Origin of the sequence: Kitasatospora arboriphila (assembly GCF_039528095.1) — a bacterium.
Lineage (GTDB): Bacteria > Actinomycetota > Actinomycetes > Streptomycetales > Streptomycetaceae > Kitasatospora > Kitasatospora arboriphila.
In genome coordinates, this window is record NZ_BAAALD010000203.1 from 1 (window position 1) to 2,985 (window position 2,985).

Sequence of the window (2,985 nt, forward strand, 5' to 3'; positions counted from 1 at the left end):
GGCCGCCGTCCGGCTGAGCCCCGCCGCCGCGGCCGCCCTGCAGGCGCCGGCCGGCCCGCTGCCCGCCGTGGCGCACGCGGGCGTCACCGGCGGCCCGGGAAGCGCGGGCGGCGACGCCCCGGCGCCGGTGCTGACCCGCTTCACCGTGCCGCAGGCGGCCGTCGGACCGGTCGCGGCGGCGGCCGGCTACACGGTCATCGACGACGGCGTCGCCGGGTAGCGCCACCAGCGCGCGACGCCGTGCTCGGTGAAGCCGAGCCGGCGGTACAGCGGCTCGCCCAGCAGGGTCGAGGTCAGGGTGGCCGGCCGGTCGGGGTGGGCGGCCAGCACGGCGGCCACCAGGGCCCGGCCGATGCCGCGCGAGCGGTGCTCGGGGAGGGTCGCCACGGAGTAGAGGCCGACGGCCGTGCCGTCGTCGTGGCTGACGCAGGCCCCGGCGGGGCGGCCGTCCACCCGGGCCACCCAGGCGCGGTGGCCGGGGGCGTCCAGCAGCCCGGGCGGCAGCATCGCGCCTCGGACGAACGGCAGCCGGGCGGGCATCGGGAAGCCGTCGACGACCACGCGCTCCACCTCGCCGAGCTGTTCCGGCGACAGCGCCTCGCCGACCGTCAGCCGGCCCGCCGGCTCCCCGCGCCGTCCCCGCGGGGCCGCGGGGACGGCCGCCCCGTCCGCCGCCGGTGCGCCGCCGGGCTCACGCACCATCACCGCCTGGCCCAGCGAGGCCTCGCAGCCGTGCGCGCTCAGGTCGAGGCTCCCGTACGGGTCCTCCAGGCAGAGCCGTGCCGTCCGCCACCGCCGGAGCACGCCGAGCAACTCCTGCTGCAGTGCCGCGGGTTCGTCGTGGGGGCGGGTGACGACGAACCGGTGGACCTCGGCCTCGCCGTCGCAGCGGACCGCGGTGAACCACGGGGTGCGGACGGACTCCCAGCCGTGCACCCGGGCCTGGGCCAGCCAGAAGCCGGCGGCGTTGTCGTTGGCCAGTTCGAGCCGGCTGCGCGTGTCCATGGGGCGACCCTAGCCGCCGGCCGTGTCCCCCGGCAGGGGCTGTCCAGCCCTGCGCAGAAGGGCTCGCACCGGCGCACGGGCGCGTCCTGTGCGCCCCGTTTCGTACCGCCTGTTTTCGGCCAATTTCGATGCGGTGCCCGGGTGTTGGCCAAAGCCGCAGCCCAGGGCCGCCGGTGGGGCCGGCGGGTCCCCGGGTGCCCGGGATCGGTCGTGCGACAACCAGCCAGCGTTGCGCCCGCCCCCTTCCCAGAGGGGTCGACGGGTGCCACGCTTCGTGATCGAATGCATCACGCCAAATTGCCATGTCGACATAGCGTCGGATGGTGAACTTGTCACAACAGCAACGGTCCACCCACTAGATTCGATCTTGGCGGGCAGTGCCGCACCACCACACCACACCACCGAGGGGGCTGGAACGCCTTGAGCAGGGTGAGCAGGAGCGACGCGGGTCCTGACGGCGGTCAGCCGCCGACCGGCCTCCCGGGCCGGTCCGCCAGAGCTGACGGGTCGGCAGCCCGCGCCGCCGCCCCGGGGCGCGCACCCTCCCCGCTCACCGGTTCGCCGCTGCCCGGCCAGGTCGGCCCGCACGGCGGCATCCCGTCCGGCAGCACCGTCCTGACGTCCGGTCACCTCTCCCCCTCGGCCGGCTCGCCATCCGCCTCCGCACCGCACCAGCCGCAGGGCGCCGGTCATCCGCCGCACGGTCAGTTCGGCTCCGGCCACCCGCACTTCGCCGGCGGACCGGCCGACGGTGGCCCGGGCGGGCACGCCGGCCCGGCCGTGCTGTCCGCGCTGCACCACCCCGCCCCCGCCCGCAAGCTGTCCGGCCGCAGGCGCCGGGAGACGGTGGCCGTCCTGATCTTCGGCGGCGCGCCGATCTTCGAGAGCTCGATCCCGCTCTCGGTGTTCGGCGTGGACCGGCAGGACGCCGGGGTGCCCCGCTACCGGCTGCTGGTCTGCGCCGGCGAGGAGGGACCGCTCGCCACCACCGGCGGGCTGACCCTGACCGCCCCCTACGGCCTGGAGGCGCTGTCGCGGGCCGGCACCATCGTCGTCCCGGCCTGGCGCTCGATCTCCCAGCCGCCGCCGGTCGAGGCGATCGCCGCCCTGCGCAAGGCCCACCACGAGGGGGCCCGCATCATCGGCCTCTGCACGGGCGCCTTCGTGCTGGCCGCGGCCGGCCTGCTGGACGGCCGCCCGGCGACCACCCACTGGATGTACGCGCCGACGCTGGCCAAGCGCTACCCGCGGGTCCACGTCGACCCGCGCGAGCTGTTCGTGGACGACGGCGACGTGCTCACCTCGGCCGGCACGGCGGCCGGCATCGACCTCTGCCTGCACGTGGTGCGCACCGACCACGGCGCCGAGGCGGCCAACGCGCTGGCCCGCCGCCTGGTGGTGCCGAACCGGCGCAGCGGCGGCGGACAGGCCCAGTACATCGACCAGTCTTTACCCGAGGAGATCGGCAACGACCCGCTGGCCGAGGTGGTCACCTGGGCGCTGGAGAACCTCAACCAGCAGTTCGACGTCGAGGTGCTGGCGGCCCGCGCCTACATGAGCCGGCGCACCTTCGACCGGCGGTTCCGCACGCTCACCGGCAGCGCCCCGCTGCAGTGGCTGATCACCCAGCGGGTGCTGCAGGCGCAGCGGCTGCTGGAGACCTCGGACCTCTCGGTGGACGACGTCGCCCGGCGCTGCGGCTTCCGCTCGCCGGTGGCGCTGCGCGGGCACTTCCGCCGCCAGCTGGGCGTCTCCCCCGCCGCGTACCGGACGAGCTACCGCGCCCGGCGGCCCGCTCCGGCGCAGGCCCCGGCCGGCGTGCCCGTGCAGGGCGGCCCGGTCGACCGGCTCGTCGGCGGCGGCGCGCCGCACCCGGGCGCAGCGGTGGGCCACGGCCCGCACGGCGGTCAGCCGCAGGCGGGCCAGCTGCCGGGTGTTCCGGGCCAGGCGCTGCCGGGCGGCCCTTCCGCGATGACCGGC

At 77.0% G+C, this 2,985-nt stretch carries 2 protein-coding genes and 1 pseudogene; 2 read left to right on the plus strand and 1 reads right to left on the minus strand.

What is annotated here, in order from left to right; translation table 11 throughout:
* Window positions 1–220 (plus strand): annotated as a pseudogene (locus ABD353_RS39415) (hypothetical protein); the annotation flags it as partial.
* Here the strand turns inward: ABD353_RS39415 and ABD353_RS39420 are convergent.
* The gene (locus ABD353_RS39420; RefSeq protein ID WP_344628541.1) at window positions 187–1,005 is read right to left on the minus strand and encodes a GNAT family N-acetyltransferase; all 819 of its coding nucleotides are present in this window, start codon (window positions 1,003–1,005) and stop codon (window positions 187–189) included. The pseudogene ABD353_RS39415 and the gene ABD353_RS39420 sit on opposite strands and share 34 nt — an antisense overlap.
* A 780-nt stretch (window positions 1,006–1,785) precedes the next feature.
* Between ABD353_RS39420 and ABD353_RS39425 the strand changes: the two genes are divergently transcribed.
* Window positions 1,786–2,985: helix-turn-helix domain-containing protein (locus tag ABD353_RS39425; RefSeq protein WP_344628542.1), on the plus strand; the 1,200-nt coding region annotated here is incomplete at its 3' end.

Coding starts and splice junctions, on each gene's coding strand:
- ABD353_RS39420 (WP_344628541.1), bottom strand. CDS start 1,005: ATGGACACGCGCAGCCGGCTCGAACTGGCCAACGACAACGCCGCCGGC.